Below are 26,642 nucleotides of genomic sequence, written 5' to 3' on the forward strand. Positions count from 1 at the left end.
ATGCACAATGCAAAGCTGAATTTTCGTTTTAGATAACCAAGATGGTCGGTCAGTTCATCATTTAACGCGGCCTCGACGGTAATTTTCTTGAGCATCCGTGAAAATTGATTGAGGTCTTCTGGTGTTTTTAGGTTTTTGGCAAATTCCGCTTCCAAGGCGTGAAGTTGTTTTTCGTTCATAATAAAATACCTGTGTCTGAATGTATTATCTCAGAAACAGGTATTTACACAAATTGTGGGAGAGGCTCACCCATTTAGCTTCATCTCACTCAATGTATAAAAGAATTGCTGAAGCATGCTTTAACCTCCTTACCTCTCCTTACGGACGTAGCTTTTCGGCATAGCGTAGTGCCCCCCCCCCTATTATTGAGTATCCAAGTTTTATTCAAAGCACTAGGTATTTTTTCTATATGCCTTTTGTCTACTATGTTATATCGTAAGTAATTACATCCTTAATTTTTTTTAAAGCTTGATTTTCTAACTGTCTTACCCTTTCAGCAGAAATATTATATTGAGCCGCTAACTCGTGTAAAGTGGCCTTATTTTCATCAAGCCAACGAGTTTTAATAATATTTTGACTACGTTCATCTAGTTGTGCTAATGCATAAGCTAATTGAGCAGTTGCCCTTCCGCTATACTCTTCATATTCTAATTCATCTACAAAATTTGAAGATTCATCTTCAAGATACATGGAGGGAACATAATTATCATCGTCATCATCCCCTACAGAGGTATCAAAGCCTATATCCTGTCCTACCATTCTAGACTCCATTTCTTTGACATCATCTGTAGAGACTCCCAATTCTTCTGCGACTTTTCTAATTTCCTCTTCATTAAACCATGCCAAACGTTGCTTATTTTTACGCAAATTAAAGAATAGTTTGCGTTGAGATTTTGTTGTAGCAACTTTTACAATACGCCAGTTTTTTAAAACATATTCATGTATTTCTGCTTTTACCCAATGTACCGCAAAAGAAGCAAGACGAACACCGATCTCTGGGTTAAAACGTTTTACCGCTTTCATTAAGCCAATGTTCCCTTCTTGAATTAAATCCGCTAACGGTAATCCATAACCTAAGTAACCTCTAGCGATATACACAACAAAACGCAAATGAGACATGATTAACTGCTTAGCAGCATCAAGATCTTCATCATAATAAAAGCGCTCCGCTAACTCCTTCTCTTGCTCAGCTGTTAAAACTGGATATTGATTTGCCATTCTAATATAACTATCCAGCGTCGCTCCCTGAGGCACTAACATATTATTTGTGATACAAATATTTGAAGCATTATTGTCAATATCAACTAGCTCTGCATCTTTAGAGTCAATAAATTCTGTATCATCCACTTCGAGTTCATCAAACTTTTTCATTTTCACCCCTTAATCTCCATATGTATACTATCATAGAGTATTGAATGTATATCTAAATTAATACTTGTTCCTTTTAGCTCTTGGATGAGCCAAATCGTAAATTCTCGCCAAATACTGGAAATCAAGATGCGTATAAATTTGTGTTGTCGAAAGACTACTGTGCCCAAGTAGTTCTTGCACCGCTCGTAAATCTTGACTTGCTTCTAACATATGCGTTGCGAAAGAGTGGCGTAATTTATGGGGGTGAAGGTGGGTATCCAATGCTTGCTTTTGCCCCCATTTTTTCATCGCCAACTGAATAGAGCGGTGGGAAAGTCGCCCACCACGCTGATTAAGAAAAACGGCGTTGTCTTTTGGGTGAAACTGCCCACGTACTGCAAGCCACTGTTCAATTGCATCTAATGCTTTAGAACCAATCGGCACAATACGTTCTTTGTTTCCTTTACCGAGCAATCTCACTTCACGGTTAGGTAAATCCATATCGCCTAAATCTAACCCTTGTAATTCAGACAAACGTAGCCCAGAGCTGTACATCAATTCCATCATTGCCACATCTCGTAGATCAAGCGGTTCGTTACTGTCTATATTTAGCAACTGCCCGATCTGTTCCGCATCAATATTTTTAGGAAGATGCTTATTGGCTTTAGGTGATTTTATTCCTAAGGTGGGGTTTACTTTTAATTCCCCTTGCTTCACCAAAAACGCCAAAAACTGACGTAGTGCCACCAACCGTAAACCAATACTTTTTGCACTTAACCCTTGTTTATGGCTTTGTGACAAAATCCAACGTACCGTCGATGCATCAAGCTCTTGCCAACAAGTAATTTCTGCTTGCTGTAACATTTCGCAAACCACTCGTAGTTGGCGTTGATAATTGCTGAGCGTATGGGGGCTTACTTGCTTTTCAATGCGTAAAAAGTCCCAATACAGTTGGGTTTGATGGTAAAGGAAGTTGCTCATAGACAATTAAGCCAAACCTAACTTACCAATTTTTACACCAATATTGCCCAGTGCAACTGGCCCAAGATATTCCGCCAAGAATTTAAACAGTTCATCAACACTGTGAAAAATGCAATGGGTTTGCACTTCATTTTCGACTTTACGGGTAAATTCGTAGCTGACTTTGTTCGCATCAATGTGAGCGGTGAGATTTAAATAAACCGTTTCAAAATAGTGGCTCATTGCCCCTTCTAACCCTGGATCGCTGATACGTACGTCCCACTGATTACTGAATAACACTTCGCTTTTGACTGACATTTTTTTACCTCTTAATATGTTGTGTTAAATATCGATTTTATCTAAACCAATAAATTTCGCTTTCGGAAAATGTTGTTGTAAATAATTTAATAAATAGATTTCTGTATTTTGACTGATCAATGAATCTTGATCAAGATAACGATTATAAACCAGTGCTTCTAAAGGAATTTGATATTGTTGGCACGTCATCAAACTGAGTAATGTGTGATTAATACTGCCTAATTTACCTGAACTAACCAAAATGAGCGAATACTGCTGTGTTTTTAAATAATCTAAGGTGGTTCTCGTTTCGGTATAAGGCACAGCCAGTCCACCAGCCCCTTCTAACAAAACATAATCATACTTTTGTCTTAATTGATTTACTGCATTGGTAATTTTATTTTCATCAATTTCCGTATGCGCTAAACGTGCCGCTAAATGTGGCGAACAAGGATAAGGAAAAACATAAGGGCAAGTTAAACCTGCTTTATCTTCAGGCAATAAATCAATGCCTTGAATTTTACGATGCACTAAAATATCGGCCGCAATTCCTTCACCGCCGGTTTGAATCATTTTTTGCGTAATCACGGAAAAACCTTGTTCCTGCAATGTCTTAGCATAAAAACCTGTTGCAATGGTTTTTCCTACATCCGTATCAATACCCGATACAAAAATCACTTTACCAAGCATGTTGTTTCCTTTTTTTACGAGCCATTACATAAAGTGGCGTATAAGTTAATGTAACGCCTAAATCCTGCTGAAATCGCGTACGATAACGCTGTTCAAACTGCATTAGACGATTGTCCGACCATTTAGACGGATCAATAATGCTTACCCCTGTTTTATTCAAATGAGTTAGTACTGATAATGCACAATCAAAATAAAGGGGAATTTCTTCCATTGTTAAAACAAGAACTTCAAATCCATCGGCTAATAATTTATACCATTCGTCTTCGGTGGGATAAGTTAATCCCGTTTTAAGCAGATACTTAATTTCATAAAGATTTTTAGGCGAAAATGTATTAAACAATAAAATACCGTCATCATTCAGTATGTTAGCCGTCTTTTTTAGGAAGTTCGCTTCATTTTCAAACCATTGAATTGCAGAAGCGGAAATCACCAAATCATAACCTATGCCGAAATTTTCCCGCTCCGCGTCGCCGAAGTGATAATGTACCGAAGAATAAGGTAATTTTTTGCGTAAAGCAGGCTCGTAATCGCGACAAAGATCATTTAGTACTAAACATTCAAACTCACAATGCGACATAAGTTGTTCACTTAACATACCTGTGCCGCAACCTATTTCAAGTATTTTGCCAAAAGCTTTGCCTTGGGTTGCGAGTAATGCCATCAGCTTTTGTACGATACATTGTTGAGCAATCGCATTATTATCATATTCCGATTTTGCTTGTGAAAATCGGATAGCGACTTGCTGTTTATCCACTAACTGCACGTCACACCCTCAAGCAGTTTTTGCCAACCGGAAAAGTGATTAAAAAGATAATGCTCTGCGTCAATGAGCTGAATTTTTGTTTGTGGTTGATTTTGCCAGTATTCAAGCTGATTTTGTGGCGGGATAATTTTATCTTTGTTGCCAATAATGGCTTTTTGCCACACTAACAACCCCGTTCGATTATCTTGCATAATACAATCATTTAAGTGCGCTAACTCTTGTTTTACTTCTGTGAAATCTCGCTTTTCAGGTAACAAGCGGTAATTTTCTAGGGCAATTTTACCGCACATTCTGCGTTCAAATTTTACAAGATTTTCTTCGCTTAAAGATGAAAGCGTACCGTCAAACACTGCCGTTGGAATACCAAATTGATCGTGTTTAGGTGCCCCCGTTCCATTGATCGCCACAGCGTAAGTCAAAGGAATAGCATGTAAAACACGTTCAGCCACCCAAACGCCTAGAGACCAAGCCACCACATAAATTTCTTGATAGCCCGAAAAATCAAATTCAAGATGCAAATCTCGATAATCGTAACAAATCAGTAAATCAAAATCGTTCGGTAACTCTAAAGATTTCGCAATGCTGATTGGTGTTCCCCAGCCGGAAAAATAGACAAGTAATTTACGTTGTTGGCGTGTAATGTGTTGATAACGCACGCTTTTCTCCTTTTACAAACAGCTAATTAAGCCCATTATATCTTGTTCGGTTAAATCTGCGGTTAATGAGAAACGCAGACGAGCCGTGCCTTTTGGCACTGTTGGTGGACGAATAGGTAAGCAATAATAGCCTTGTTTTTGCAAATAATCGGCTTTTTCCACCGCTTGCTGATTTTCGCCTAAGATATATGGCACGATGCAAGTTTCGCTTAGCAGCGGAAATTCACTTCTTTTCGTCACTTCAGTTCGCAAGATTTGGCTTAATTTCTCAAGATGATGACGCTTTTCAGTAAATTGCGGTAATTGTTCAAATAAAAAGTAAGTCCAAGCAACATTAATCGGTGGAAGTGCGGTAGAAAAAATTAAAGGACGCATCGTATTGATTAAGTATTCTCTTATCTCGCTATCACAAACAAGATAAGCCCCCATAGATGCCAATGCCTTACCAAAAGTCCCCACTAAAAAGTCAATCTCTTGAATACAGTCGAAGACTTCTGCCATTCCTAAACCTTGCTGCCCGTATACACCTATGGCGTGGGCTTCATCAACATACAGTAGCACATTGGTATAACGTTTTTTGAGTGCAACTAACTGTTGAAGATCCGCAATATCGCCGTCCATACTAAAAACACTTTCCGTAACAATAATCACTTGTTGGTAGCGCTCTGAATGTGTCTGCAATAGCTGCTCAAGATGAAGATAATCATTATGCTTATAACGGAAAAAATCCGCCCCGGAAAGTCGAATGCCGTCAATCAAACTGGCATGAGCCAATTTGTCAGCTAAAATTAAAGTTTGTTTATCCGCCACCGCAGGCAAAATACCGATATTGGCGTGATAGCCGCTATTAAATAATAGAGCGGATTCTCGCTGAAAACGTTGTGCTAATAGCGTTTCAAAATCCTGATAAATCGGGAAATTGCCTGTTAATAAACGAGAAGATGATGACGTAAGCGGTTGATTTTTACCGATAGATTGCAAAAATCTTTCCACCTGTTGTGCATCATTTGCCAAACCCAAATAATCGTTAGACGATAAATTCAACATCGTCAGATCACGAGCAATAACAAATTTTCCCTGATGTTCAATATCAGGGAGTTGGCGCTTCTGCCCAATTTCAGCTAATTGCTGAAGATGTTGAGTAAATTTATTCACCATATTCCTCTTTGACCACGGCTAATAATTGCTCGGTTAAAAAGCTTAATTGGTTAGGTTCAATAATAAAAGGCGGCATAATATAAATAAGTTTACCAAAAGGACGAACCCAAATTCCCTTTTCTACAAAGCGTTTTTGTAAAGAAACCATATTGACCGCTTCACGCATTTCCAACACTCCGATCGCCCCTAAAACACGGACTTCAGCAACGGATTTAAACGCTTTAGCCGGTGCAAGTTCAGCCTTGAGCTGCGCTTCAATTTGATGGACTTTATGTTGCCAATCGCTTTCCAGTAAAAGTGACAGAGATTCATAGGCTACCGCACAAGCCAGTGGATTCCCCATAAACGTTGGGCCGTGCATAAAGCATTTTGCCTCACCTTCACTGATGGTATGAGCAATATGCTCGGTAGTAATAGTCGCCGCTAATGTTAAGTAACCGCCAGTTAATGCTTTGCCGATACAAAGAATATCTGGCACAACATTGGTATATTCTAAAGCAAATAGTTTGCCTGTCCGCCCAAAACCTGTGGCAATTTCATCAAAAATCAGCAATACACCATACTGATCGCAAAGTTCTCTCGCTCGCTTTAAATACATCGGCGAATAGAAATACATTCCGCCAGCCCCTTGAACAATGGGTTCTAAAATCAATGCAGCAATTTGGTTTCCTTTATGTGCAAGCAATGCTTTCAATGGTTCAATCGCACTTTCTTGCCATTCTTCATCAAATTTAATCGAAGGTTGGGGTAAAAAATGTTGAATAGGTAAGCGGTGACGAAACAAACCGTGCATACCTGTAACAGGATCGCAAATAGACATTGCGTGCCAAGTATCGCCGTAATAGCCTGATCGTACGGTGGCAAATTGATTTCGATCTTCCCTTTTTGCTTGCCAATATTGCAATGCCATTTTCAATGCCACTTCCACCGCCACAGAACCGCTATCGGCAAAAAATATTTTGTTCAATGATTGGGGTAAAATGGTCAGCAATTTTTCCGTTAATTTTACCGCCGGTTCGTGCGTTATACCGCCGAACATAATATGGCTCATTTTCGCTAATTGTTCTGTGATTGCGTTGTTTAAACGTGGATGGTTATAACCGTGCAGTGCCGCCCACCATGACGACATACCGTCAATGAGCATTCGACCATCTTTAAGGTAAATTTCAACGCCCTTTGCACTTTCCACCGCATAAACAGGGATAGGTTGGGTCATTGATGAATAAGGATGCCAAATATGCGCTCGGTCAATCTCAATTAATTTGTCTAAATCCATTCTACCACCATAAAAAAGCCCTATTTTGTGAATAGGGCTTTATCATTTGTTATTATTGCAGTAACGAAATATCCGCCACCTGTAAGAACAAGTTACGTAAGTTGTTTAGAATTGCTTGACGGTTTTGGCGAAGTTTTGGATCTTCGGCATTAACCATCACTTTATCGAAGAAGTTATCCACCACTTCACGTAAACCGGCTAAGCGGTCAAGTGCGGTTTGATATTCGCCTTTTTCAAACAGTGGCACAAGCTCTGCTTGTAATGTAATTACTTGTTCTGCAAGGGCTTTTTCTTCCGCTTCCACTAATAAAGTGCGGTCGATTTCTGATGAAATTTTGCCTTCTACTTTCGCTAAAATGTTACTCACACGTTTATTCGCTGCCGCCAATGCTTCTGCACTATCTAATGTACGGAAATGCGACACCGCACGCACACGAGCATCGAAGTCTGCCGGGCGAGTTGGACGGCGAGCAAGAACCGCTTGGATTACGTCCACTGCAATTCCTTCATCTTGATACCACGCACGGAAACGACCGAGCATAAAGTCCACCACTTCTTCTACAACATTGCTGTTGGTGAGCTTGTCGCCAAACAATTTCGCTGAAGTTGCTACTAAATCGCTCAGATCAAGTGGTAAGTTTTTCTCTACAATAATGCGTAACGCACCGAGTGCCGCACGGCGTAAAGCGAATGGGTCGGCACTGCCTTTTGGCGCTTGACCGATACCAAAAATACCTGTGAGCGTATCGAATTTATCCGCTAACGCAACAGAACTTGCCACCAACGATTTCGGCAACTCATCGCCTGCAAAGCGTGGCATATATTGCTCGTTCAACGCTACCGCCACTTCTTCATCTTCGCCATCGTGACGAGCATAGTGCATACCCATTACGCCTTGCGTATCGGTAAATTCAAACACCATATTGGTCATTAAATCACATTTTGACAACAAGCCGGCACGTTTCGCCTTGGTTTCATCGGCACCAATTTGTTTTGCAATTTCGCCTGCAAGTTGTTCAATGCGAGCGGTTTTGTCACGCAAGGTGCCAAGTTGTTGTTGGAACAACACTGTTTCTAAACGTGGTAACTGATCTTCCAAACGCTGTTTTAAGTCGGTTTTGAAGAAGAATTCCGCATCGGTCAAACGTGGACGCACCACTTTTTCGTTCCCTTCGATGATTTTGCTTGGATCTTCAGGATTGATGTTCGACACAAAGATAAAGTGCGGTAGCAATTTGCCGTCTTTATCGTAAATCGGGAAGTATTTTTGGTCGCCTTTCATTGTGTAAACCAATGCTTCCGCAGGCACAGCAAGGAAACGTTCTTCAAATTTTGCTGCCAACACGTCTGGATATTCCACCAAAGAAGTCACTTCGTCTAACAACTCTTCTTCAATATCCGCCACGCCACCTAAAGCGGCCGCTTTTTCTTGGGCTTTTGCAAGAATTAACGCTTTACGCTCGTTGAAGTCCGCAACCACTGAGCCTTTTTCTTTTAACAACGCAGGGTATTGATCGGCGTGGCTGATTTGGAACTCACGCTCGCCTAAGAAACGGTGACCACGAATAGTCGTGCCGCTTGCAATACCTAAAATTTCGCCTTCAATCAGCTCATCGCCTAACAATAAGGTCACGGTGTGAACAGGACGCACGAACTGCTCGGTTTTATCGCCCCAACGCATTGTTTTCGGGATAGGCAATTTCGCCAAAGCATTGCTAATCATACCGACTAACAAGTTTTTGGTCGGTTGACCTTCAATCACCGCACGGTGAACCAGCCATTCGCCTTTATCGGTAGCAATACGCTCCGCCTGCTCAACGGTAATACCACAGCCTTTCGCCCAGCCTTCCGCTGCTTTGGTCGGCTTACCTTCCGCATCAAACGCCGCCGACACCGCCGGACCTCGTTTTTCCACTTCTTTGCTTGGCTGACTAGTCGCAAGCCCCAATACTTTCACCGCTAAACGGCGAGGTGCTGCAAACCATTCCACTTTGTCAAAGCTCAAACCCGCTTGGTTTAATTCCGCTTCAACATTCTCCGCAAACGCGGTCGCTAATTTTTTGAGTGCCTTCGGTGGCAACTCTTCTGTGCCGATCTCGGCGAGGAAGTTTTGTGTTGTCATTTTGTTTTTTCTCTTTAAATTTAACCTTTTATTTTGCTTATTAATTCTCTCAAACAGAACTACATTATTCGCCTTTTCAACGCCAATTTAATTCGGTACGCAGTGAGACCCGAATTTGCAAAATCTCTATCAAATTTTACCGCATCCCCCATACTAACGTATGGGGTTACGCATAGTGCGGTTGCTCCGCAACCTATTTTACTTGTCGCAGAGCGACAACACTATATTTAACCTATTACGTCAGTGCTAGGGCTAACTCAGCTAAATCCAACACCACTCTCTCATCTTCCAACACCAACGCAGGAATGCCGATATAGCCATTGGCTTTGACGTGATCAAATGCAGGGTGGTTATCGCGAAGTTTTAAAAAAGCTTTTAAATTTGCACCGCCTGTAGTCATTTCGCGTTCTTCGTAGTCAATACCAAGACGTTGTAATTCAGCGACAAATGGGGCGGTGTCAGGACACCAGTGGGCGAAATATAAAACTGGTTTTTGCATAATTTTTCCTTTGTTTAAGGGCAAATGTCATTTGCCCCTATCAATAATTATTTTTTACAACCTGGGAACCCTAACGCTTCACGGCTTGCATAGTAGGCTTCCGCTACACCTTTGGTTAAGGTGCGGATGCGTAAAATGTAGCGTTGGCGTTCGGTTACAGAGATCGCTTTGCGAGCGTCAAGTAAGTTAAAGCTATGTGCGGCTTTTAAGATACGCTCGTAAGCTGGCAACGGTAACGGTTTTTCTAATGCCAATAATTCTTGCACTTCTTTTTCGTATTGATCGAAACAGTAGAATAAGAAATCCGTATTTGCATATTCAAAGTTGTAAGTAGATTGTTCTACTTCGTTTTGGTGGAATACATCGCCGTAAGTGGTTTTGCCAAGTGGGCCGTCCGACCAAACAAGATCGTACACACTGTCCACGCCTTGAATGTACATTGCTAAACGCTCTAAGCCGTAAGTAATTTCGCCAGTTACCGGTTTACACTCTAAACCACCCACTTGTTGGAAGTAGGTAAATTGTGTCACTTCCATACCGTTTAGCCACACTTCCCAACCTAAGCCCCACGCACCTAGCGTTGGGTTTTCCCAGTTGTCTTCCACAAAGCGAATGTCGTTTTGCGTTGGGTCGAAACCTAACATTTTCAGGCTGTCTAAATAGAGTTCTTGAATGTTATCCGGTGATGGTTTGATTACCACTTGGAATTGATAGTAGTGTTGTAAACGGTTCGGGTTTTCGCCATAGCGACCGTCAGTCGGACGGCGTGAAGGCTGAACGTAAGCAAACGCCATCGGCTCAGGGCCAAGCGCACGCAAACAAGTCATCGGGTGAGATGTCCCCGCGCCGACTTCCATATCGAATGGTTGAACAACGGTGCAACCTTGGTTTGCCCAGTAATCTTGTAGGGCTAAAATCATACCTTGGAAAGTTTTCACGTTAAATTTCGCTGTCATTGTCTTTTTCCTAAAAATTCATTCAAAAATGTTGGCTATTATAACGTGTAAGCGATGAAATTTTGGGAATTTTTTGAAATTAGAAGAAATATCTTTACTGTTACACTTTATCCATGATTCACATACGAACTATTAAGAAAATAACCCTATAGTAAGGAGCATTCAAATCAAACTAGAAGAAGCATCTGCATCGTAGCGTTGTTTGAACATCTCCACAATATATTTATGCTGATTATTTGAAGAGTCAGAAGGAGCTCTATAGTGGTACATTAATATTTGAGTACCTTATCTGAGGGTTGCAGGTGCTAAATAAATAGAGGGTGAGAGTGGAAAAATTCTAAACAGATCTCACCACTCTTTCAAAAAGTTAGCTATTGAAAAGCTACGCTGATTGTGAATTTATACAAATTCCTTAATAAAACTTAACAAGTTCCCCACAGATCATATTCATCTGCTTGGGTAATGGTTACTGAAATAATTTGACCTACTTTCACTTCTGCACCTGAAAGGTTATCTACATAGACAACGCCATCAATCTCTGGGGCATCCGCCATTGAGCGACCAATTATTCCTTCTTCATCAATTTCATCTACAATCACTGACAAGGTTCTGCCAATTTTCTGTTGTAAACGATCTGCCGAAATTTGTTGTTGTAATTGCATAAAGCGGTGGAAGCGTTCTTCTTTCACCTCTTCTGGAACTTGATCTTCCATTTCAGTTGCAACAGCACCATCAACAGGGCTGAATTTAAAACAACCGACACGATCTAATTGTGCTTCTTTTAAGAAATCCAATAACATTTGGAAATCTTCTTCCGTTTCTCCCGGGAAACCAACGATAAATGTTGAACGCAGGGTTAAATCTGGGCAAATCTCACGCCACTTTTTAATGCGTTCTAATGTGCGGTCAATAGATCCTGGACGCTTCATCGCTTTAAGGATTTTTGGACTTGCATGTTGCAATGGAATATCCAAATAAGGCAGAAGTTTCCCTTGAGCCATCAACGGAATAAGGTCATCAACGTGTGGATACGGATAAACATAATGCAAACGTACCCAAACACCCATTGAACCTAGTTGTTCACAGAGGGCGATCAAGTTGTTTTTGATTGGCATACCGTTCCAGAAAACCGTTTTGGTGCCTTCTTCTTTTTTCTTATCTAAAGCGTATGCGGAAGTGTCCTGCGATACAATCAACAGCTCTTTGACACCAGAATCCACTAAACGCTTCGCTTCATCTAGCACTTGCACGATTGGACGACTGTCTAAATCACCACGCATTGATGGAATAATACAGAATGTACAACGGTGATCACAACCTTCCGAAATTTTCAGGTAAGCATAATGTTTCGGGGTTAGCTTAATGCCTTGTTTTGGCACAAGGCTGACATAAGGGTTGTATTCTGGTTTAGGCACATATTTATGAACGTGTTTCATCACCGCTTCATAGCTATGTGGTCCTGTAATTTCCAAGACTTTAGGGTGAACTTCACGAATTTGGTTCTCTTTTGCCCCTAAGCAGCCTGTCACAATCACTTTGCCGTTAGCTTCTAATGCTTCGCCAATACTTTCCAAAGACTCTTGCACGGCACTGTCAATAAACCCACAAGTATTGACAATCACTAAATCCGCCCCTTCGTAGCTGGAAATGATGTTATAACCATCTGAACGAAGCTCGGTTAAAATACGTTCCGAATCGACTAAATTTTTAGGGCAACCAAGGCTCACAAAGCCGATATTTGGTGCTGAACTCATAAAACAATCTCAACAATATAGATAATCAAATAAACAAGCCTATGCAAAGCATAGGCTAAAGGAACAGAATTGTACAAAATTTGAAGATAAATTTCGACAACAAGCGGTTTTTTTATGGTTAAAATTTGCAAATATTACGAGATAAATTACCTCTTGCTGTTTTGATTAGGCAAAATTATTCAACATTGCCAACACAATTTCAGACGATTTTTCTGCAGCAAGCGGTAAGAATTCATCAAAAGAGAGATGAGATTCTTTGTCTGCCACATCAGAAATTGCACGCACAACAACGAAAGGCACTTGGAATGCGTGACACACTTGGGCGATAGAAGCGGCTTCCATTTCCACGGCTTTTACGGACGGGAAATCATTGCGAATACGAGCAATCATATCACTGCCATTCACAAACAGATCGCCACTACAGATTAAACCAGATACTGCATTAAATCCTGCTTTCTCGGTTTCTTTGATAGCAATTTGTGCAAGTTGTTCGTTTGCCATAAAGGCGGCTGGATTAGCTGGCAGTTGTCCTTTTTCATAACCAAAGGCGGTGACATCTACATCGTGATGACGAACTTCCGTTGAAATGACAATATCGCCTACGTTCAAATTAGCGTCTAGACCCCCAGCAGATCCCGTATTAATCACCATTTCAGGTTTAGCCAGTTGTAATAATAATGCCGTTCCCATTGCGGAGGCGGTTTTACCAATACCCGATTGCAATAATGCAACATCAGTATTATTAATTTTGCCTTCGTAGATTTTACAACCTGCAATTTCCGTTAATTTCGGCTCTGCCATATAACTTAATAAAATTTCGACTTCTTGTGCCATTGCACCTATGATGCCAATTTTCATTTTGTGACTCCTTGTTGCTCTTTTTGTAATTTATCGACTAAAAAGTCGAGTACGGCGTAGGTATAATCATCATTATAAAGAGTACTTTTAGTTAAAATATATTCACCATTCAATACCGCCATGGGAATGACTGGCGGTGAATAGCGTTTTATTAATTCATAATTTTGTGAGATTCTTTTCGGATAATTTTCCTTTTTTCTTGTTTGTTCAACGGCATCCAACGAAATCTGATTCTTATGCAACCATTTGGCTATTGCTTCATCATTGGTAATAAGTCGATCATTTTGATAAGAGCTATCAAATAAATACTTCTCGCTTAATTCAGGTTTTCCCAGTTCTGAAAAAAGTGCATTTAAACTTACTGTGATGCCATATTTATTCTCACTAAAAGCGGCAACACGTTCTAAAACCACTTTATCTGAGTGTCGAGAAGCGTATTGTTTTAAATAATCATCACCATTTAAACAGACTTCACAACCATACTGATAAAAATAAGTAATTAACACCTTATTATCTTTCGGTAATAAAATATCTAATGGTTTTTTATAAGAGTAGTAGCCTTTTCCATCTTGGAATAGAGGTGTTTTTGTAGGTTCTTCTGCAAAAAGCGAAGATATAAATAGCCATAAGCTAATAAAATAGATCCAATTTCTAAATTTCATTATGTTATCCATTGAACAAAATCACTAAATATCACTCTAATAGTGCGGTGGTGGTGTTTCTTCTGCACGACTTGCAACATTACTTGGCTGAACACTGTGCAATTTTTCAGCTAAATGACGCACTTGGTACTGCAGTTTTTCTAGCATAAACTGTTGGGCAATCAGAGCTTGATTAAGTTCCTCGATTGTATGATCTTGGAAGGCGATTTTAGCTTCTAACTCCGCCAAAGAGGTAGTTATCTTATTGAAATTTTCTGACATTTCAAAATATAAAGGTTGTGTTAAAAAGAAATACACTTTACCCTATCTACCTTTGTTTTAACAAACTATTTAATGATTTTTACAAGGAAAAGCTATGTTAAAAAATAAATTTTCTGCTCTTGCAGTAATGACAAGCTCTCTGTTTATTGCACAAGCTGCGTTTGCAGAAAAAGCAGATACTAAATTTGTTGATGATTCATCTTACGCTGTGGGCGTATTGATGGGTAAAAATATCGAAGATGTTATTTCTTCTCAAAAAGAGATTTTTTCTTATAACCAAGAACGTGTTTTAGCTGGTATGCAAGACACATTGAAAAAAAGCGGTAAGTTAACCGATGAAGATTTACAAAAACAATTAAAAGCGTTAGATGCTTATTTAGTTGAACAAGAAACTAAAATCCAAGCAGAAAAAAGTAAAGCGACCATTGAGGCTGGCGATAAATTCCGTGCTGAATATGCGAAAAAATCCGGCGTGAAGAAAACTCAATCTGGGTTACTCTATAAAATTGAGAAAGCAGGCTCAGGCGAAGCACCAAAAGCAACTGATACAGTAAAAGTACACTATAAAGGTACATTACCAGATGGTACTGTGTTTGACAGCTCTTACGACCGTGGTGAGCCGATTGAATTTCAATTAAATCAATTAATTCCTGCGTGGGTTGAAGCAATCCCTATGTTGAAAAAAGGTGGCAAAATGGAAATCGTTGCTCCACCACAACTGGCATACGGCGACCGTCAAGCAGGAAAAATCCCAGCAAACTCCACATTAAAATTTGAGATCGAATTATTAGATTTTAAACCAGCAAAATAAGTTTACTTACACTCATTCTAAGGGCACAATTTGTGCCCTTATTTTCAATTTTATGTAGCGACAAAGTATGACAGCAAAATTCAACCCGCTTTCTGATGAAGATCACGCCATTTTGGCTTCCTACTTTCCTGTTGTTGATGGTATTGCCGCTCTCATTGGCGAGCATTGTGAAATCGTACTGCATTCCCTTGAATTTTTAGAACACTCTGCGATTTATATCGTCAATGGGCATAATACTGACCGCAAAATTGGCTCGCCGATTACAGATCGAGCTTTGTGGTCACTTCATCATATGCAAACCGACAGCGTATCCAAACCTTATTTCACTCGCGCCAAGAGTGGAGTATTAATGAAATCTGTCACCATTGCCATTCGCAACGGTAAACAACACGTTATCGGCTTAATTTGCATTAATATCAATCTTGATATCCCTGTATCGCAATTTTTAAATAGTTTTATTGCCCCACCAGAGAGCGAAGGCTCAGTGAATTTTGCAAGCTCTGTCGAAGACTTGGTGGCTCAAACCATTGAAAGCACCATTGTCGAAATAAAAAACGACCGCAACATTTCTAACAGCAATAAAAACCGCCATATTGTCACCGCATTATTTGAAAAAGGTATTTTTGATATTAAAGATGCAATCAACCAAGTTGCTGACCGCTTAGAGATCTCTCGCCACACGGTTTATCTCTACATTCGCCAGCTCAAACAGGACGGTGAATAATGCGATATGTGTTGGCAGTAAAACACGGGGTGTATGGCTCACAAGGGGCGTATCTAGCCTATCAAGTTGCTCAAGCACTTTTAGCTCAGGGGCATAGAATTGAACAAATCTTCTTTTTTCAAGATGGGGTTAGCAATGCAAATCAACTTATTGATCCAGCCAGCGATGAACTGAATTTGGTTGAGGCTTGGAAAAGCTTAGCCCAATCTCACCGCTTGTCGTTACATCTCTGTATTGCAGCTGCTCAACGGCGTGGCATTGTAGAGCAAAATCTCGCTGAAGGTTTTACCCTTGCAGGTCTTGGTGAATTTAGCCAAGCGGTATTTACTGCAGATCGATTACTGACTATTTAAAATGAAACGTTATAAACTTGCTATTCTCTTTACTCAGCCCCCATTTGGCACATCAACAAGCCGAGAAGGTCTTGATGCTCTATTGGCTGCCAGTGCTTTTTGCAATGAAGATGAAATTGCCATTTGCTTTCTCAATGATGGCGTATTCAATCTAGTTGCTAATCAACAGCCTGAAAAGATTTTACAAAAAGATCATATATCCACATTCAAGCTAATCGATCTCTATGATTTAACCGAATGTTTTGTCTGCCAACAATCAGTAGATGAGCGTGGGCTACATCACGCAGAATGGATACTACCCGAACTCCGTTTTGTTAGCCGAACAGCATTATTTGATACCCTGCATCAAGCCGAAAAAGTACTCACATTCTAAGGACATACTATGCTCTATACATTTTCCAAAGCACAATATGACTTATCAACACTAAACGCTATTCTTGAACAAGTTACCCCTGATGATGCCATCGTGTTATGGCAAGATGGCGTATTACAAGCGGTAAAATACCCACAACTTTTTACCAACAAGACAGTTTTTGTGTTACAAAATGATATAGAGGCAAGAGGATTAACCACCACATTGCCAACAATCTCGCTGGCAATGTTGGTGCAATTGACGGAGAAGTACTATCCGCAAGCATATATTTAATAATATAGTTGTTACTCTAGTACTATCAATGCTTCTCTTCTACTCTCAATCCATAAGTGGAAAATTTTCCTAAAACGACTTTAATTTCTTCATCAGAAAGGACTGGGACATCTGGTGTCGTTGCCAAGAGTTTCAGATACCATTCCGCTAAAACCTCAACTTCGTGAGCAACCCAAAGGGCTTTTTCCAGATTGACTTCAGCAGCAATCATTCCGTGATGTTGTAATAAAATCGCTTTACTTTTTGCGATACCTTGTTTTACATATTCCGCAAGTTGCCAAGTACCGAAAGTAGCATAAGGCACACACGGAACGTGATTTGTTCCCGTAACGCCAATCATATAATGAATAGCTGGAATATCTTTATTTAAGATAGATACTCCAGTACAGGATTAGTGTACCACTACAAGCACCGTTTTCACCCATTAAAGCGTGGGCTTCTCCCTTATGTAGTTCAAGCTGAACATTCTTTAAGGCTTGAACTCCCACAAAAGATTTGCTGATGTTCTTCATTGAGAGTAACGGCGTATTGTTATTGACTGCGGTCATCTCTGCCTCCATTACAATAATAAAAATGGTTTACCTAGGTAACGGAAAGCATATTTGTACAAAGTTGACAGTTTTCAAAGTGGATTTACATTGAGATGTTAATTTTGTGAAAGGTGTCACAAAAAATCATTTATTGATTATTTTTTCACAAAAAGAACCTGCCCGATTTTTTGAAAAATGTAGGAAAATCGGGCAGGTTAAACGGAAAGATATTATACGTTTCAGTAGAGTATCTATTTGAATTTCTCACTATAAGCCATACTGTTTACCCAAGCATGATCGCTTTCCCACGTAAATTGCCATTTACGTACAGGACCAGCCATCACATTTAAATAGTAATTATTATAACCAGCAATAGTCGCTACTGGATGATAGCCTCTTGGTACTTTCACAACATCTTTATCATAAACCGCCATACATTCATCTAAGCTTCTATCATCAGTATAAACTCGTTGCATTGCAAAACCTTGTGCATGCTCAAAACGGTGATAATAAGTTTCCTCAAGATAAGTTTCATTTGGAGAATCTTTTTGGTCGTGTTTGTGGCTTGGATAAGAACTCGTATTGCCTTCATCAGTAAAGACTTCCACAACTAATAAACTATCAGCAGGCTCAGTTTCAGGCAAAATATTATGTACCAATCTTTGGTTATTACCGACCCCACGTTTTTCTACACCTATCTCTTGTGGTGTAATTAAACGTAATGGTAAATCACCATTACTTGGAGCACGACAAACAGCCAGTTCTAAATCTTCCGTAGCAACAACTTTGAGTTGGTAATGATGAGGAACATATAAAGCATAAGGAGGAATCTTTTCAAAAGGTGTAGACCTATTCCCAATATTTTCAAAAACTTCTGTTGGGGTGATTACGTTGCCTTTCCCTGCAACAAATACTAGACAGAGTTCATTTGTCCCGCTCTCTAATGTAATTTCTTCTCCTTTACTCAAAAGGTAAGCATCAAAACCTACATACTCCCAATTTGCGTTTTCTGGTGTAATGTGCTGGATTTGTCCGTGTTTTTGACTTTTTGACAGTAAATAGCTCATAAATACCTCACATTAAATATTATTGACCTAAGTTTGTACTATAAAAAATATCTACACTTTTTTGTATTAGAAAATGCTCATTTTTCTATACGGATCACAAAAATGAAATATATTTTTCATTTTGATGATTTTTAGCTTGAAATTTTCTTTTTTTAGAGGTAGCTTTGCACCGTTATTGTCTAGAATTCCTTCTACTTTATATTTCAAAGGAGCACACATATGAGCCAATTTGTTCAGAATTTCATTAATGGTACAAAAGTAGAGAGTGCCAGCTCTCGTTTTTCGTCTGTATTTAACCCAGCTACAGGGGAAGAAATCAAAAAAGTTAAGCTTAGTACAGTAGCAGAAGTCAATCAAGCTATTGAAGCTGCAGATAAAGCATTTCCTAACTGGTCGCAACAGTCCCCATTAAGACGGGCAAGAATTTTATTTAAATTCAAAGAGTTACTTGAAGCAAACTTTGATGAATTAGCTCGTCTAATTACAACGGAACATGGCAAAATTTACTCTGATGCAATAGGGGAATTAACTCGTGGTTTAGAAGTTGTTGAGTTTGCAACAGGTATCCCTCACTTACAAAAAGGGGAATTCTCAGCAAATGCTGGACGAGGTATTGATATTCACTCAATGCAGCAGCCATTAGGTGTTGTAGCTGGTATTACACCATTTAACTTCCCAGCAATGGTGCCGATGTGGATGTTCCCTATTGCTTTAGCTTGTGGTAACACTTTTGTATTAAAACCATCTGAAAAAGATCCATCTGTATCTATTCGTTTAGCTGAACTATTAAAAGAAGCTGGTTTACCTGATGGTGTATTCAACGTTGTTCAAGGTGATAAAGAGGCTGTTGATATTTTACTAACCGACCCTCGTATTCAAGCAGTCAGTTTTGTAGGTTCAACTCCTATTGCTCAATACATTTATGAGAAAGGTTCAGCTCATGGTAAACGTGTACAAGCTCTTGGTGGAGCCAAAAATCATGCATTAATTATGCCTGACGCCGATATTCAAAGTACAGCAAATACCTTACTTGGTGCAGCATTTGGTGCGGCAGGTGAACGTTGTATGGCACTTTCTGTTGCTGTTGTTGTGGGAGATGAAGCAGCAGATAAACTTGTTGAAGCTTTGGTACCAAAAGTACAAGCATTAAAAATTGGACCAGGAATTTTACCAGAAGGTCAACAAGAAAATGATATGGGGCCTGTTATTTCAAAAGAACATAGAGCAAAAATCATCAGCTATATTGATCAAGGCGTAGAACAAGGAGCGAAACTTTGCGTTGATGGTCGTCCGTATAAAGTTGCAGGTCATGAAAATGGCTACTTTGTGGGAGGAACCTTATTCGACAACGTTTCAACCGATATGACTATTTATAAAGAAGAAATCTTTGGTCCAGTTCTTTGCGTTGTACGTGCGAAAGATTATGCTCACGGTATGTCTATTATTAATGGGCACATTTATGGTAACGGTAGTGCTATCTTTACAAGTGATGGAGATGCAGCTCGTCAATTTACCCAAGATGTACAAGCGGGTATGGTTGGCGTAAATATTCCAATTCCAGTACCGATGGCATTCCACTGTTTCGGTGGTTGGAAAGCTTCTATCTTTGGTCCATTAAATGTGTATGGTAGCGATGGCGTTCGTTTCTATACTCGTATGAAAACCATTACAACACGTTGGCCAGATAATAGTGTGAGATCACAAGCTGCCTTTAGTATGCCAACACTATAATATCTCTCAATTCTAACACTATAAAAAAATAGCCTAACTTCAACGTTAGGCTATTTTTTTCCCAAAAACATATTCTCTAAATTTTTATCATCATCAAAAGTCTATAACAAAAAATTTACATAAAAAACACGATCTAATTCACAAAATTAAAATCTAGTCGTTGCCTACATAAATACTAAATGTTATACATACACTTAGACAATTTATTTCAAATTGCTGGATTTTGAAATTTATATTCACAATAAATTTCTTATGACATTGTGCAATATAGTGGTATTTCAGAGATTTCGTTATTCGATCAACCTTTAAGGAGTGGCTTATGAAAAAAGCATTATTAGCTGTTTTATGCAGTGGTTTATTACTTTCTCAAACAGCATCTGCCAAAAATATTGTTATTGGTGCACCAATGGCTGCATTTGCAGATAAATGGCAAACCTATTTACAAGAGTCTGTAAGAGATTTTGATGCAAAACATAATGACGTTGAAATTAAACTCACTGATGCAAATGGTGACCCTGCACGTCAATTAAATGATGTTGAAAACTTTATCGATCAAAAAGTTGATGCATTATTAGTTGTTCCAACAGATCCACAAATTGTGAAGAGAATTGGGAGATTAGCGAAGAAAGCGAATATCCCGTTAATTGTTGTTAACCGTAAACCAAACGATGAAGATATGCAATATGTTACTAGCTATGTTGGTTCTGATGAAATTGAAGCTGGACGTATTCAAGGTGATTACATTGTAAATGCTTTAAATGGTAAATCTGCAGAATCTTTAATCTTAATGGGTATTCTTGGTTTAGATGCAACAGCCAAACGCTCAGAAGGAGTGAAAGAAGTCTTTGCTAGAACAGGTAACGTTAAAGTAGTTTCTGAACAAGAAGGTAAATGGGAAAGAGATAGAGGTCTCACCATTGCAGAAAATGTGCTTGTTGCTAACAAAAAAATCAATGTTATTGCAAGTAACAATGATGAGATGGCGATTGGTGCAGTACTTGCAAGCCGCAAGTTAGGTATTAAAGATGAAGACATCATTATTGTAGGTGTTGATGCAACACCAGATGCTCTTGAATACTTAGGCAGTGGCTTAGACGCAACAGTATTCCAATCAGCTCAAGGACAAGGATACGCTGGAGCAGAAATCGCTTATAAAATCGCAAAAGGAGAAGCTGTTGAAAAATACAACTGGGTTCCTTTTGAATTAGTGACTCCAGATATGAAAGAGAAATACAGAGCAAAATATAAATAATTAACCATAAACTTATTAAAGGGTGAATTCACCCTTTAATAAGTTATCTCTTTTATTCTCAATCTATGAGGACAAAACGATAAATCATCCTTAAAAACCAAGGAGTCAAAAATGAATACAACTAGCTCCCCTTACATTTTAGAGATGCGAAATGTATCTAAAACGTTCCCCGGGGTAAAAGCGTTGGACGGTATCAACTTAAAAGTAAAACGTGGCACAATTCACGCATTAATGGGGGAAAATGGAGCAGGTAAATCTACCTTGATGAAGGTCCTGTATGGTATCTATATTCCTGATGACGGTAGTGAATTAATTTTAGATGATAAACCGTTCAAACCATCTCGCCCTATTGATGCTATTCGTAGTGGACTCACAATGGTTCCCCAAGAAATCTCTCCCGCTGCAAATTTAACTATTGCTGATAACTTCTATTTGGGAAGAGAAATTACTCAAGGAAAATTCTTATTAAACCAAAAAGAGATGGATCGCAAAGCAGCAGAAATTCTCTCTGAGCTTGGTATTCCAATGGACGTTACCGTCAAAATGTCCGAAGTTTCAGTTGCAAAAGCTCAATTAGTTGCTATTGCCACTGCGGTTTCTAATGATGCCAAAATCATCATTATGGACGAACCAACAACCGCTTTAACCGAAATGGAAGTAGAACAACTATATAAAATCATTGATGCGGTTAAAAAACGTGGTATCGCCATTATCTTTATCTCTCATAAACTTGATGAAGTTTTCAAAGTATCTGATGAAATTACCGTTATTCGAGATGGACAATATGTGGGTACAAAAGCCACTACTGATGTAACCAAAGAAGAATTAATTTCAATGATGGTTGGACGGGATATGTCAGAAATGTTCCAAAGAGAACGTTTTGAATTACCTGATGAAATCGTCCTTGAAATTAAGAATTTTACTCGAGCAGGTAAATATGAAGATGTTAGTTTCTCTGTCCGTAAAGGAGAAATCTTTGGTATTGCGGGTTTAGTTGGGGCTGGACGTTCTGAAATTGTAGAAAGTTTGTTTGGTTATAAACCTGCGGATAGTGGTGAAATTTATATTCACGGGAAAAAAGTTGAGATAAACAACCCGCTTGATGCAATGGAACATAAAATCGGCTTTGTGACTGAAGACCGAAAACTAACAGGCTTATTCCTGAACCTAAATATTATCGACAATATGATTATGCCTCAAATGTCTCCTTATTTAGAGCATTTTCTCATTTCTGTTGATAAATCCCATAAAACCGCCAATGAGCAAAAAGATAAATTAAAAATTAAAGCACCCGATGTAGAAGTCATCACCAATAACTTATCTGGAGGAAATCAACAAAAAGTGTTACTCGCCCGTTGGTTACTTCTCGAACCTGAAATCCTCATTCTAGATGAGCCAACAAAAGGGATTGATGTTGGAGCTAAAGCAGAACTTTATAAGTTAATGGTAGAACTCTCAAAACAAGGTAAAACCATCATTATGATTACTTCGGATATGTTAGAGCTATTATCGATGAGCGATCGCGTAATGGTTATGCACGAAGGTCATAAGGTTGGCATTATTCCACATCAAGAACTCTCTCAGGAACGAGTCTTAGCATTTGCATCTGGATTAGTAAAACAGTAAAGACTCAAACCATATTATTTATAAATAGCGAGGTATGTACTATGTCACAAGCAACATTAAAGAAAATAATTAATACATATGGAATGGTGTTAATTTTAATTATTTTATTTCTCCTATTATCCGTTTCTATCGAAGGCTTTTTCTCTGCCCGTACCGTGTGGAGTATTATTGAGCAAGTATCAATGTTCGGTATTATTGCTATTGGGGTAACGTTTGCCATTATCACCACAGGGATCGACTTATCCTCTGGATCTGTTGTCGCACTAACCTCCGTAGTTGCAGCCTCAATGGTAACAGGGGGAGATTTAGCTAGTTCTGCCATTTTAGCCTTTGCAATGTCCCTTGCTCTAGGTGCTTTTTTAGGTGCAATAAATGGTGGGTTAACTGCTCTCGGTGGTATTCCGCCTTTCATTGCAACCTTAGGTATGATGATTATTGCCCGCGGTGCTGCACAGCTTTATTCTGCTGGACGCCCTATCGATGCTTCATCTGAAGCCTTTACTTGGATTGCCGATGTAAACATTCTGGGCTTACCTGGATTAGTTATTCTCTATATTCTCATTGTTATTGGCTCACATATTTTACTAAGCCGCTCAACCTTTGGCCGTCACGTTTATGCTGTGGGTGGTAATCTCAACGCAGCCAAAATCTGTGGTATCAATACAACGAAAACATTAATTCTTGTTTATACCTTTGCGGGGGCTTTATCTGGTCTTGCTGGTGCATTACTTGCAGCTCGTACCTATGCAGGTAACCCATCTTATGGCTTAGCGTGGGAACTTGATGCTATCGCTGCGGCAGTAATTGGTGGTGTTTCGTTAAGCGGTGGCTTTGGAACCATTCCAATGTGTGTTATCGGAGCTTTAATTATCGGCACAACCAATAAAGGATTAAATATGTTAGGCGTTGACCCTTATTGGCAACAAATTGTGAAAGGTGGAATTATCGTGATTGCCGTATTACTCGATACATTAAAACGCCGCAGAAAAGCCGCATAGTCGCATAAATATACAGATTACAAGCGGCAAGATATCTCTAAAAGTTTGCAACATTTTCTGTATATCATACCGCTTACAACTTAAGGAGCTTTGTATGAAAAAAGTGAGAATTGGTTTAGTAGGTACGGGCTATATCGGTCGTTGTCACGCGATTGCTTATGCACAAGCACCAACACTATTCCCATTAAAAGGTGAACTACACCTTGAGTATCTTGCCGAAATTAATCAAGAACTTGCAGAGAAAAAAGCGAAAGAATTTGGCTTTGCTCGAGCAACAGGAGATTGGAGAGAACTGGTTGCAGATCCGAATGTTGATGTTGTAGATATTTGTACCCCAAATTTCTTACATAAAGAAATCGCTTTGGCTGCCATTGCTAACGGTAAGCATGTTTATTCAGAAAAACCGCTAGCATTAACAGCAGCAGATGCAAAAGAGATGGTTGAAGCAGCTAAAAAAGCGGGCGTAAAAACGCTCGTTGGTTTCAATTATATGAAAAACCCAACATCACAGCTTGCTCGTGAAATTATCAAAAATGGCGAAATTGGTGATGTGGTGCATTTTTATGGCACACATAATGAAGACTATCTTGCTAGCCCAAATACACCGATTGACTGGCACTGCTATCGAAGTAAAGCAGGATTAGGTACGTTAGGCGATCTCGCAGCTCACATTGTTAATATGGCTCATTATTTAGTCGGTGAAGAAATTACCTCGGTTGTGGGCGATATGCAAACCGTTATCACAGAACGCCCAAATCCAAATAACCTTTCAGAAAAAGTGAAAGTAGAAAACGAAGACCAAGCAACCGCTATGGTGCGTTTTGCCAATGGTGTGATGGGAACGATTGAAAGCTCTCGTATCGCTTGCGGTCGTAAAATGGGCTTGACCTACGTGGTAACAGGAACAAAAGGCACATTGACCTACACCCAAGAGAGAATGGCTGAACTTAAACTTTATTTACATGATGAAGATAAATCTCGTCAAGGATTTAAAACTATTCTCGTTGGACCAGAACATCCTGACTACGCCGCATTCTGCGTAAGTGCAGGACACGGTATTGGTTTTAATGATCAAAAAAGCGTAGAAATCCGTGATTTAGTCAATGGTATCGCCGCAGATGACAGAATGTGGCCAGATTTTGAAGAAGGATATAGAGTATCCAGAGTTCTCGAAGCCATCGCTAAATCCGCTGAAGAAAAACGCTGGGTAGATGTGAAAGAAATTTAATATGAAATCGGAAGGGTCTGCATATCACAATATATGCGGACCTTATTTTTATGTATGCTAAAAATAGGAGCCTACTATGACTGACACTAAACAAAAACGTTACCACGCAGACTGGCAGTCAATCAAAACCCATGAGGTACCTCAATGGTATGAAGATGCTAAATTTGGTATTTTTATCCACTGGGGAGTTTATTCTGTTCCTGCATTCGCTCCACCAACTTGCCAATTAGGTGAAATTGATATTGATGAGCAGTGGTTCTGTAATAATCCGTACGCAGAATGGTATTTTAATTCCATTAACGTTCAGAAAGGACCAACTTACGAACATCACATTAAAACCTATGGAAAAGATTTCACTTACGACCAATTTATTCCGCAATGGAAAGCAGAAAAATGGCAGCCTGAAAAATGGGCAGATCTCTTTGCTCAAGCTGGGGCGAAATATGTCGTGTTAACGACAAAACACCACGATGGCTTCTGTTTATATCCAAGTAAATATACCGATTTCAACTGCACCAAAGCAGGTCCTCAACGTGATTTAATGGGTGAACTCACTGAACAAGTTCGAGAAAAAGGATTACGTATGGGGGCATACTACTCTGGTATTATCGACTGGCAATATTCTTCAGCACCTATTTTTACAGAAAGCCAAAATTTCTCTAATGCCTGCCCAACCTACGAATATGCCGACTTTGCTTATAAACAAGTCATTGAATTGATTGACCGCTATAAACCAGATGTTCTATGGAACGATATTGGTTGGCCAAAAGTTGGGGAACATATGCTTCCACACCTTTTTGCTCACTACTACAATTCTGTTGCAGACGGCGTTGTCGATGATCGTTGGAATAAACTTTGGTGCGACTTTACGTCTAAAGAGTATAAACACGGAACAGCCTCTCGTGATAAAAAATGGGAAATGTGTCGTGGTATGGGGCTTTCATTTGGCTACAACCAAATTGAAGATGAAAGTCACCTGATTTCTGTTAAAGATCTCGTTTCTCTTTTGGTTGAAACTGTCGCTGATAACGGTAACTTATTGCTCAATATTGGTCCAAAAGCGGATGGAACAATTCCTGAAGAACAAGTGGAGCGTTTACTTGCTCTGGGACAATGGCTAAATATCAACGGTGAAGGTATCTACCATTCAAGATACAGCAAATTCCCAACGCAAAAAATTGGTAATCTCACTACCTATTACACAAAAGTAGGCACTGATCTCTATCTCTTTATTGATGGATTACAAAACGGACAAAATAACTTACCGCTTTCAGTGTTTGGTGAGCTTGAATCACTAAATAAAGCTGTTAAGTTTAACGTTGAGCACAACGAAAAAGGCAGAACATTACATATCGAAAACTATCAAGAAGATTGGTATATGTTAGGTTTCAAAATTGCAAATGGAGAAGCATAG

Annotated in this window: 27 protein-coding genes and 2 pseudogenes; 11 read left to right on the forward strand and 18 right to left on the reverse strand. The window is 39.4% G+C overall.

The features are described 5' to 3' along the window. Nucleotides 1-423 precede the first annotated feature (423 nt). The 15 genes from rpoH to B0183_RS06255 all read right to left on the reverse strand — a co-directional run bounded on the left by rpoH (nt 424) and on the right by B0183_RS06255 (nt 14,262). Nucleotides 424-1,371 (reverse strand): RNA polymerase sigma factor RpoH, encoded by a 948-nt coding sequence (gene rpoH / locus B0183_RS06185; RefSeq protein WP_005711000.1) that lies wholly within the window; start codon nt 1,369-1,371, stop codon nt 424-426. 57 nt (nt 1,372-1,428) lie between these two features. Beyond that, complete coding sequence (gene xerC / locus B0183_RS06190; RefSeq protein WP_078208525.1) at nt 1,429-2,331, reverse strand: tyrosine recombinase XerC; 903 nt, start codon at nt 2,329-2,331, stop codon at nt 1,429-1,431. 6 nt (nt 2,332-2,337) lie between these two features. After that, a complete protein-coding gene (locus B0183_RS12490; protein ID WP_005710996.1) occupies nt 2,338-2,628 on the reverse strand; it encodes a DUF5377 domain-containing protein in 291 nt (96 codons plus the stop codon). Nucleotides 2,629-2,652: 24 nt separating this feature from the next. After that, complete coding sequence (gene bioD, locus B0183_RS06200; protein ID WP_005710994.1) at nt 2,653-3,297, reverse strand: dethiobiotin synthase; 645 nt, start codon at nt 3,295-3,297, stop codon at nt 2,653-2,655. Then, on the reverse strand, nt 3,287-4,051 hold the full coding sequence (gene bioC / locus B0183_RS06205; protein WP_234802041.1) for a malonyl-ACP O-methyltransferase BioC: 765 nt from the start codon (nt 4,049-4,051) through the stop codon (nt 3,287-3,289). The genes bioD and bioC overlap by 11 nt, the downstream gene beginning before the upstream one ends. Next, entirely contained in the window at nt 4,051-4,716 is a 666-nt protein-coding gene (locus tag B0183_RS06210) for a DUF452 family protein (RefSeq protein WP_035523511.1), read from the reverse strand. The genes bioC and B0183_RS06210 overlap by 1 nt, the downstream gene beginning before the upstream one ends. 12 nt (nt 4,717-4,728) lie before the next feature. Then, entirely contained in the window at nt 4,729-5,871 is a 1,143-nt protein-coding gene (gene bioF / locus B0183_RS06215) for an 8-amino-7-oxononanoate synthase (protein ID WP_005710988.1), read from the reverse strand. Beyond that, nucleotides 5,864-7,150: an adenosylmethionine--8-amino-7-oxononanoate transaminase gene (gene bioA / locus B0183_RS06220; RefSeq protein WP_078208526.1), complete on the reverse strand. Its 1,287-nt coding sequence runs from the start codon at nt 7,148-7,150 to the stop codon at nt 5,864-5,866. Before bioA ends, bioF begins: the two co-directional genes overlap by 8 nt. Nucleotides 7,151-7,202: 52 nt before the next feature. Next, entirely contained in the window at nt 7,203-9,272 is a 2,070-nt protein-coding gene (glyS, locus tag B0183_RS06225; RefSeq protein WP_078208527.1) for a glycine--tRNA ligase subunit beta, read from the reverse strand. A 235-nt stretch (nt 9,273-9,507) separates the two neighbouring features. Then, nucleotides 9,508-9,771: a hypothetical protein gene (locus tag B0183_RS06230; RefSeq protein ID WP_062924109.1), complete on the reverse strand. Its 264-nt coding sequence runs from the start codon at nt 9,769-9,771 to the stop codon at nt 9,508-9,510. A 47-nt stretch (nt 9,772-9,818) separates the two neighbouring features. Beyond that, on the reverse strand, nt 9,819-10,727 hold the full coding sequence (gene glyQ, locus B0183_RS06235) for a glycine--tRNA ligase subunit alpha (protein WP_021112968.1): 909 nt from the start codon (nt 10,725-10,727) through the stop codon (nt 9,819-9,821). A 422-nt stretch (nt 10,728-11,149) separates the two neighbouring features. Then, nucleotides 11,150-12,481, reverse strand: a complete 1,332-nt coding sequence (gene rimO / locus B0183_RS06240; RefSeq protein WP_016528611.1) for a 30S ribosomal protein S12 methylthiotransferase RimO — start codon at nt 12,479-12,481, stop codon at nt 11,150-11,152. A gap of 165 nt (nt 12,482-12,646) precedes the next feature. Further along, nucleotides 12,647-13,339 (reverse strand): 5'-methylthioadenosine/S-adenosylhomocysteine nucleosidase, encoded by a 693-nt coding sequence (gene mtnN / locus B0183_RS06245; protein WP_021112941.1) that lies wholly within the window; start codon nt 13,337-13,339, stop codon nt 12,647-12,649. Continuing rightward, a complete protein-coding gene (locus B0183_RS06250) occupies nt 13,336-14,001 on the reverse strand; it encodes a thioredoxin domain-containing protein (RefSeq protein ID WP_035523498.1) in 666 nt (221 codons plus the stop codon). The genes mtnN and B0183_RS06250 overlap by 4 nt, the downstream gene beginning before the upstream one ends. Before the next feature lie 36 nt (nt 14,002-14,037). Continuing rightward, the gene (locus B0183_RS06255) at nt 14,038-14,262 is read right to left on the reverse strand and encodes a SlyX family protein (RefSeq protein WP_035496145.1); all 225 of its coding nucleotides are present in this window, start codon (nt 14,260-14,262) and stop codon (nt 14,038-14,040) included. 94 nt (nt 14,263-14,356) lie between these two features. Between B0183_RS06255 and fkpA the strand changes: the two genes are divergently transcribed. The 5 genes from fkpA (at nt 14,357) to B0183_RS06280 (ending at nt 16,796) form a co-directional block, all read left to right on the forward strand. Continuing rightward, complete coding sequence (gene fkpA, locus B0183_RS06260) at nt 14,357-15,073, forward strand: FKBP-type peptidyl-prolyl cis-trans isomerase (RefSeq protein WP_021111434.1); 717 nt, start codon at nt 14,357-14,359, stop codon at nt 15,071-15,073. 67 nt (nt 15,074-15,140) lie between these two features. After that, the gene (locus B0183_RS06265; RefSeq protein WP_021115375.1) at nt 15,141-15,797 is read left to right on the forward strand and encodes a helix-turn-helix transcriptional regulator; all 657 of its coding nucleotides are present in this window, start codon (nt 15,141-15,143) and stop codon (nt 15,795-15,797) included. Further along, nucleotides 15,797-16,150 (forward strand): sulfurtransferase complex subunit TusD, encoded by a 354-nt coding sequence (gene tusD, locus B0183_RS06270; RefSeq protein ID WP_005710960.1) that lies wholly within the window; start codon nt 15,797-15,799, stop codon nt 16,148-16,150. The genes B0183_RS06265 and tusD overlap by 1 nt, the downstream gene beginning before the upstream one ends. Nucleotide 16,151: 1 nt before the next feature. Beyond that, nucleotides 16,152-16,523, forward strand: coding sequence for a sulfurtransferase complex subunit TusC (gene tusC, locus B0183_RS06275; protein WP_010786398.1), 372 nt, complete (start codon nt 16,152-16,154; stop codon nt 16,521-16,523). Between the two features lie 9 nt (nt 16,524-16,532). Further along, a complete protein-coding gene (locus B0183_RS06280; protein ID WP_005710954.1) occupies nt 16,533-16,796 on the forward strand; it encodes a DsrH/TusB family sulfur relay protein in 264 nt (87 codons plus the stop codon). Nucleotides 16,797-16,821: 25 nt separating this feature from the next. Here B0183_RS06280 and B0183_RS06285 read toward each other — a convergent pair. The 3 genes and pseudogenes from B0183_RS06285 to iolB all read right to left on the reverse strand — a co-directional run. Further along, nucleotides 16,822-17,187: pseudogene (locus tag B0183_RS06285) on the reverse strand (class II aldolase/adducin family protein); the annotation flags it as partial. Beyond that, a pseudogene (locus B0183_RS06290) lies at nt 17,186-17,344 on the reverse strand (D-xylose ABC transporter ATP-binding protein); the annotation flags it as partial. The pseudogenes B0183_RS06290 and B0183_RS06285, both read right to left, overlap by 2 nt. A gap of 233 nt (nt 17,345-17,577) precedes the next feature. Next, on the reverse strand, nt 17,578-18,393 hold the full coding sequence (iolB, locus tag B0183_RS06295) for a 5-deoxy-glucuronate isomerase (RefSeq protein WP_078208528.1): 816 nt from the start codon (nt 18,391-18,393) through the stop codon (nt 17,578-17,580). Nucleotides 18,394-18,612: 219 nt separating this feature from the next. Here iolB and B0183_RS06300 point away from each other — a divergent pair, with 219 nt between their 5' ends. The 6 genes from B0183_RS06300 to B0183_RS06325 all read left to right on the forward strand — a co-directional run bounded on the left by B0183_RS06300 (nt 18,613) and on the right by B0183_RS06325 (nt 26,642). Then, nucleotides 18,613-20,124: a CoA-acylating methylmalonate-semialdehyde dehydrogenase gene (locus B0183_RS06300; protein ID WP_016528618.1), complete on the forward strand. Its 1,512-nt coding sequence runs from the start codon at nt 18,613-18,615 to the stop codon at nt 20,122-20,124. Between the two features lie 319 nt (nt 20,125-20,443). Continuing rightward, nucleotides 20,444-21,376: a substrate-binding domain-containing protein gene (locus B0183_RS06305; protein WP_005710945.1), complete on the forward strand. Its 933-nt coding sequence runs from the start codon at nt 20,444-20,446 to the stop codon at nt 21,374-21,376. A 111-nt stretch (nt 21,377-21,487) separates the two neighbouring features. Next, nucleotides 21,488-23,002: a sugar ABC transporter ATP-binding protein gene (locus tag B0183_RS06310; protein ID WP_078208529.1), complete on the forward strand. Its 1,515-nt coding sequence runs from the start codon at nt 21,488-21,490 to the stop codon at nt 23,000-23,002. Between the two features lie 41 nt (nt 23,003-23,043). Then, on the forward strand, nt 23,044-24,000 hold the full coding sequence (locus B0183_RS06315; protein WP_010786404.1) for an ABC transporter permease: 957 nt from the start codon (nt 23,044-23,046) through the stop codon (nt 23,998-24,000). 94 nt (nt 24,001-24,094) lie between these two features. Next, on the forward strand, nt 24,095-25,228 hold the full coding sequence (locus B0183_RS06320) for a Gfo/Idh/MocA family protein (protein WP_035492498.1): 1,134 nt from the start codon (nt 24,095-24,097) through the stop codon (nt 25,226-25,228). Nucleotides 25,229-25,304: 76 nt separating this feature from the next. After that, on the forward strand, nt 25,305-26,642 hold the full coding sequence (locus B0183_RS06325) for an alpha-L-fucosidase (RefSeq protein WP_078208530.1): 1,338 nt from the start codon (nt 25,305-25,307) through the stop codon (nt 26,640-26,642).

The sequence above is a fragment of the Glaesserella parasuis genome (assembly GCF_002015085.1).
Lineage (GTDB): Bacteria > Pseudomonadota > Gammaproteobacteria > Enterobacterales > Pasteurellaceae > Glaesserella > Glaesserella parasuis.

Bases quoted from the DNA above. Each gene is read 5' to 3' on its own strand.
- rpoH (WP_005711000.1), bottom strand. From the start codon at position 1,371: ATGAAAAAGTTTGATGAACTCGAAGTGGATGATACAGAATTTATTGAC.
- xerC (WP_078208525.1), bottom strand. From the start codon at position 2,331: ATGAGCAACTTCCTTTACCATCAAACCCAACTGTATTGGGACTTTTTA.
- B0183_RS12490 (WP_005710996.1), bottom strand. From the start codon at position 2,628: ATGTCAGTCAAAAGCGAAGTGTTATTCAGTAATCAGTGGGACGTACGT.
- bioD (WP_005710994.1), bottom strand. From the start codon at position 3,297: ATGCTTGGTAAAGTGATTTTTGTATCGGGTATTGATACGGATGTAGGA.
- bioA (WP_078208526.1), bottom strand. From the start codon at position 7,150: ATGGATTTAGACAAATTAATTGAGATTGACCGAGCGCATATTTGGCAT.
- glyS (WP_078208527.1), bottom strand. From the start codon at position 9,272: ATGACAACACAAAACTTCCTCGCCGAGATCGGCACAGAAGAGTTGCCA.
- B0183_RS06230 (WP_062924109.1), bottom strand. From the start codon at position 9,771: ATGCAAAAACCAGTTTTATATTTCGCCCACTGGTGTCCTGACACCGCC.
- glyQ (WP_021112968.1), bottom strand. From the start codon at position 10,727: ATGACAGCGAAATTTAACGTGAAAACTTTCCAAGGTATGATTTTAGCC.
- rimO (WP_016528611.1), bottom strand. From the start codon at position 12,481: ATGAGTTCAGCACCAAATATCGGCTTTGTGAGCCTTGGTTGCCCTAAA.
- mtnN (WP_021112941.1), bottom strand. From the start codon at position 13,339: ATGAAAATTGGCATCATAGGTGCAATGGCACAAGAAGTCGAAATTTTA.
- B0183_RS06250 (WP_035523498.1), bottom strand. From the start codon at position 14,001: ATGAAATTTAGAAATTGGATCTATTTTATTAGCTTATGGCTATTTATA.
- B0183_RS06255 (WP_035496145.1), bottom strand. From the start codon at position 14,262: ATGTCAGAAAATTTCAATAAGATAACTACCTCTTTGGCGGAGTTAGAA.
- fkpA (WP_021111434.1), top strand. From the start codon at position 14,357: ATGTTAAAAAATAAATTTTCTGCTCTTGCAGTAATGACAAGCTCTCTG.
- B0183_RS06265 (WP_021115375.1), top strand. From the start codon at position 15,141: ATGACAGCAAAATTCAACCCGCTTTCTGATGAAGATCACGCCATTTTG.
- tusD (WP_005710960.1), top strand. From the start codon at position 15,797: ATGCGATATGTGTTGGCAGTAAAACACGGGGTGTATGGCTCACAAGGG.
- tusC (WP_010786398.1), top strand. From the start codon at position 16,152: ATGAAACGTTATAAACTTGCTATTCTCTTTACTCAGCCCCCATTTGGC.
- B0183_RS06280 (WP_005710954.1), top strand. From the start codon at position 16,533: ATGCTCTATACATTTTCCAAAGCACAATATGACTTATCAACACTAAAC.
- iolB (WP_078208528.1), bottom strand. From the start codon at position 18,393: ATGAGCTATTTACTGTCAAAAAGTCAAAAACACGGACAAATCCAGCAC.
- B0183_RS06300 (WP_016528618.1), top strand. From the start codon at position 18,613: ATGAGCCAATTTGTTCAGAATTTCATTAATGGTACAAAAGTAGAGAGT.
- B0183_RS06305 (WP_005710945.1), top strand. From the start codon at position 20,444: ATGAAAAAAGCATTATTAGCTGTTTTATGCAGTGGTTTATTACTTTCT.
- B0183_RS06310 (WP_078208529.1), top strand. From the start codon at position 21,488: ATGAATACAACTAGCTCCCCTTACATTTTAGAGATGCGAAATGTATCT.
- B0183_RS06315 (WP_010786404.1), top strand. From the start codon at position 23,044: ATGTCACAAGCAACATTAAAGAAAATAATTAATACATATGGAATGGTG.
- B0183_RS06320 (WP_035492498.1), top strand. From the start codon at position 24,095: ATGAAAAAAGTGAGAATTGGTTTAGTAGGTACGGGCTATATCGGTCGT.
- B0183_RS06325 (WP_078208530.1), top strand. From the start codon at position 25,305: ATGACTGACACTAAACAAAAACGTTACCACGCAGACTGGCAGTCAATC.